The 4,286-nt window shown below is 73.9% G+C and carries 6 protein-coding genes; 4 read left to right on the top strand and 2 right to left on the bottom strand.

The window, feature by feature from the left end:
- Positions 1-206: hypothetical protein (locus E4P41_RS22485; RefSeq protein ID WP_209307851.1), on the top strand; the 206-nt coding region annotated here is incomplete at its 5' end.
- Between the two features lie 53 nt (positions 207-259).
- Here the strand turns inward: E4P41_RS22485 and E4P41_RS21290 are convergent.
- Both E4P41_RS21290 and E4P41_RS21285 read right to left on the bottom strand, forming a co-directional pair.
- Positions 260-1,429, bottom strand: coding sequence for a 4-hydroxybenzoate 3-monooxygenase (locus E4P41_RS21290; protein WP_135143193.1), 1,170 nt, complete (start codon positions 1,427-1,429; stop codon positions 260-262).
- A gap of 51 nt (positions 1,430-1,480) precedes the next feature.
- Positions 1,481-2,224, bottom strand: coding sequence for an IclR family transcriptional regulator (locus E4P41_RS21285; RefSeq protein ID WP_245177551.1), 744 nt, complete (start codon positions 2,222-2,224; stop codon positions 1,481-1,483).
- 139 nt (positions 2,225-2,363) lie between these two features.
- Between E4P41_RS21285 and pcaH the strand changes: the two genes are divergently transcribed.
- The 3 genes from pcaH to E4P41_RS21270 all read left to right on the top strand — a co-directional run.
- Positions 2,364-3,110, top strand: a complete 747-nt coding sequence (gene pcaH, locus E4P41_RS21280) for a protocatechuate 3,4-dioxygenase subunit beta (protein WP_135143191.1) — start codon at positions 2,364-2,366, stop codon at positions 3,108-3,110.
- Positions 3,107-3,670 carry a protocatechuate 3,4-dioxygenase subunit alpha gene (gene pcaG / locus E4P41_RS21275; protein ID WP_135143190.1) on the top strand — a complete coding sequence of 188 codons (564 nt, stop codon included), beginning with the start codon at positions 3,107-3,109 and terminating at the stop codon, positions 3,668-3,670. Before pcaH ends, pcaG begins: the two co-directional genes overlap by 4 nt.
- The coding region (locus tag E4P41_RS21270) for a lyase family protein (protein WP_245177550.1) at positions 3,667-4,286 on the top strand (620 nt) is incomplete at its 3' end. The genes pcaG and E4P41_RS21270, both read left to right, overlap by 4 nt.

The raw sequence follows: 4,286 nt of genomic DNA, 5'->3' as shown, positions 1-4,286 counted from the left end.
CGGCCGGCGACCTCGCCGCCATCCGCGCCGCCGCCCCCTGGTACACCACCAAGGCCGAACCGTCCTACGCCGACATGCACGCCGCCCTGCGCAAGACGATCATCGCAGCGCGCTTTTCCCCGGCCACGGCCGTCCCGCCCACCGACACCGAAATTCGCGCCGTCCTCACCGCCTGGGCCGCCGCCGAACCCGCCCTCGCGGCATAACCCCGAAAGTCGAGCGCGTCGGTTTCCGCGGAAATCGCCGGAAAGCCGGGAAGTCAGAGGTCGAGCGGGAGGCCCGTGTAGTTCTCCGCCAGCTCGCGGGCGGCGGTCTCCGACGAGCAGACCCGGCGCAGCTGGGAGAGCTGCAGCTCGGCGTCGAAGTCGTCCCCGGAGCGGTGCAGCATCGAGGTCATGAACCAGGAGAAGTGGGTGCACCGCCAGACGCGGGCGAGCGCGCGGTCGGAGTAGGAGTCGACCAGGTCGGTCTCCTTCTCCCGCAGCAGCCGCACCAGCGCCTGCGCCAGCAGGGTGACGTCGGCGACGGCGAGGTTGAGGCCCTTCGCGCCGGTCGGCGGCACGATGTGCGCGGCGTCCCCGGCGAGGAACAGCCGGCCGCGGCGCATCGGGGCGCTGACGAACGAACGCATGGGCAGGATCGACTTCTCGGTCACCGGGCCGCGGTTGACCGACCAGCTCTCCAGCGCCATGCGGGTGTCGAGCGCGTCCCAGATCCGCTCGTCGGGCCAGTCCTCGATCCGCTCCGACGGGTCGACCTGCAGGTACAGCCGCGACACCGGCGGCGAGCGCATCGAGTAGAGCGCGAAGCCCTCGGGGTGCCAGGCATAGATCAGCTCGTCGGTGGCGGGCGCGGCATCGGCCAGGATGCCCAGCCAGGCGTAGGGGTAGGTGCGCTCCCACACCCGCTCACCGGCCTCCTGCACCACCGGCCGGGAGACGCCGTGGAAGCCGTCGGCGCCGGCGACGACGTCGCACTCGAGCACCTGGGGAGTTCCCGCGGCGTCGGTGAACTGGATCCGCGGGGCGTCGGTGTCGACGTCCTCCAGGTGGACGTCGAAGACGCAGAACAGCAGCGGCGGGCCGCCGTCCAGCTGCGTGGCGATGAGATCCTTGGTGACCTCGGTCTGCCCGTAGACCCACACGGTGCGCCCACACAGCGACGGGAAGTCCAGCGTGTGCCGGGTGCCCGGGTACTGCAGGTGGATGCCGGAGTGCTCGAGGCCCTGGCGCTGCAGTCGGTCGCCGACCCCGGCCGCGGTCAGCGTGTCGGCGGTGTGCTGCTCCAGGATGCGGGCGCGGATCCGGGCCTCGACGTACTCCCGCGACCGGTTCTCCAGGACGACGGAGTCGATGCCCTGCAGGGCGAGCAGCCGCGACAGCAGCAGGCCGGCCGGGCCGGCACCGATGATCCCCACCTGTGTGCGCACCCGGCCGAGTGTGACCGCGGAGACGCCGGCGGGGGAACAGCGGGCTCCCGCTCAGTGGAAGTGCTGAGCGCGCGACAGCTCGCGCCCGATCCCCCGGGCCGCCACCTCCAGCACCGGCACCCGCCGGAGCAGGTCCCGCCGGTGGCTCGGCACGACCACGCCGAGCGCCGCGACGACGGCCGGGCCCCCGTGCCGCTCCGCACGGACGGGGACGGCGACCGAGAGGGTGCCCAGCGACATCTCCTCCGCGGTGCGCGCGTACCCGCGGCGGCGCGCCTCGGCGAGCTCCCGGCGCAGCCGCCTCGGGTCGACGATGGTGTGCCGGGTCTCCCGGGTGGGTGCTCGCAGCGCCGCCTCGACGACGTCGTCCGGCGCCGCGGTCAGCAGCACCTTGCCCACCGCGGTGGCGTGCAACGGCAGCCGGCTGCCCACCTGGCTGACCACCGGCACCGACTCGCGGCCGGAGATGCGCTCGACGTAGAGCGCCGAACGGCCCTCCCGGACGGCGAGGTGCACGGTGTCGCGGGTGGCGGTGTGCACGTCGAGGAGGAACGGGGCGGCCACCTGGCGCAGCTCGAGCTGGACGGAGGCGAGCAGGCCCAGGTCCCACAGCTTGCGGCCGATCTCGTACCGGCCGTCGGATCGCCGGCGCAGCGCCCCCCACTCCGTGAGCTCGCCGAGCAGCCGGTGAGTCGTCGACAGCGGCGTCCCCGAGTGCGTGGCGATCTCCGACAGCGTCAGCCGCGGCGCGCTGCTGTCGAAGGCGTCGAGGACGCGCAGCGCCCGCGAGGTCACCGACCGTCCATCCGCCCTGGCTCTGCCCGCCATGCCGACAGCCTTCCATCCAGCGGGAGCACGTACGCCAGGCCACCGGCTTCCACTGGCCGGAAGTCCCGGCTTGGGGAGCGCAGCTCGGCGGCCGTACGGTCCCGGCATGACCGGGACCACGTCCGGCAGCCACCTGGACCTGCCGCGCTACGCACGCACGGACCCCGCGCTGCGCACGCCCGTCGGCTTCCCCGAGTACCGGAGCACCGGGTTGCGTGCGCCGTTGCGGACCCCCGTCGACCTGCCGCACCGGCTCACCGAGGTCACCGGCCCGCTGCTCGGTGCGGACCGGGTGCGGCCGGAGGACGCCGACCTGACCCGCCGGGCCGGTGGCGAGGCGGTCGGCCAGCGGATCGTCGTTCACGGCCGGGTGCTCGACAGCGGCGGGCGGCCGGTGCAGCACACCCTGGTCGAGATCTGGCAGGCCAACGCCGCCGGCCGCTACCGGCACGTGGTCGACAACTGGCCGGCCCCGCTGGACCCGCACTTCGATGGGCTGGGCCGGGTGATGACCGACGACCAGGGCCGCTACGAGTTCACGACCATCCGGCCGGGCGCCTATCCCTGGCGCAACCACGACAACGCCTGGCGGCCGGCGCACATCCACTTCTCGCTGTTCGGCCGGGCCTTCACGCAGCGCCTGGTCACCCAGATGTACTTCCCGGACGACCCGCTGTTCTTCCAGGACCCGATCCTCAACGCCATCCCCGAGGCGGCGCGCCCGCTGGCCATCTGCCGCTACGACTACGAGCGGACCGTGCCGGAATGGGCCCTGGCCTTCCGGTGGGACATCGTCCTGCGGGGCCCCGAACAGACGCCGTTCGAGACCGAGGACGACGGGGATGTGGCATGACGCAGCTACAGACCACCCCGAGCGCGACCGTCGGGCCGTACTGGGCCATCGGGCTCACCTGGGAGGACGGTCCGCACGTCGTCGCCCCGGACGCCCCGGGCGCCGTCTGGATCCGCGGCCGGATCTACGACGGTGCCGGCAAGGCGCTCGGCGTGGGCCTCGTCGAGACCTGGCAGGCCGACCCCGACGGGCGCTTCGACCATCCCGACGATCCACGCGGTTCCTCCGCTTGGCCTGGCTTCCGGGGCTTCGGCCGGTCGTCCATGGCGAACGGCGGCGAGTTCGCCATCTGCACGCTCAAGCCAGGACGGGTACCCGATGGCGAAGGCGGGCTGCAGGCACCGCACCTCGACGTCTCCATCTTCTCCCAAGGACTGCTCGACCGGGTCGTGACCCGTATCTACTTCGCCGACGAAGCGGAGGCCAACGCCGAGGATGTCGTCCTGCACGGCATGCCGGAGGACCGCCGCGCGACGCTGGTCGCCACGCCGGCCCAGGACGGCTACCGGTTCGACATCCACCTGCAGGGTGACCGGGAGACGGTGTTCTTCGCGGTATGACGCTGTTCGACGGGACCTTCGCCCGCGGCGGGGCCGCGACCGCCGTCTCCGACGACGCCTGGTTCCGGGCGCTGCTCGAGGTCGAGGCCGCCCTGGCCCGTGCCGCGGCGCGCACCGGCCTGGTGCCCACCACCGCCGCCGACGCGGTCACCGCCGCCTGCGCCGACCCGTCGCGGCTCGACCTCGCGACCGTCGTGGCGCGGGCCGCGGACGCCGGCAACCCGGTGCCGCCGTTGGTGCGGGTGCTGCAGGACGAGGTGGGGGAGCGCGACGCGGTCGCGGTCCACGTCGGCGCCACGAGCCAGGACGTGCTGGACACCGCCCTGCTGCTGCTGGCCCGCGACACGATCGGAGCCGTGGACGCCGACCTCGCCGCGGCCGCCGAGACGGCCGCGGGCCTGGCCCGCACCCACCGCGACGACGTGGTGGTGGGCCGCACCCTTCTGCAGCAGGCGTTGCCCACCACCTTCGGGCTCAAGGCGGCGGGCTGGCTGGCCGGCCTGGACGGCGCCCGGCTGCGGCTGGCGGAGGTGGTCGCGTCGCTGCCGGTGCAGTACGGCGGCGCGGTCGGCACGCTGGCTGCCAGCGGCGGCGCCGGGGTCGCGGTGCGCGCGGC

Source organism: Geodermatophilus sp. DF01-2 (assembly GCF_004571065.1).
In the GTDB taxonomy this organism is placed as follows: domain Bacteria; phylum Actinomycetota; class Actinomycetes; order Mycobacteriales; family Geodermatophilaceae; genus Geodermatophilus.
The sequence above is the reverse complement of the archived record's forward strand: the minus strand, read 5'-3'. Positions and strand labels throughout refer to the sequence as shown.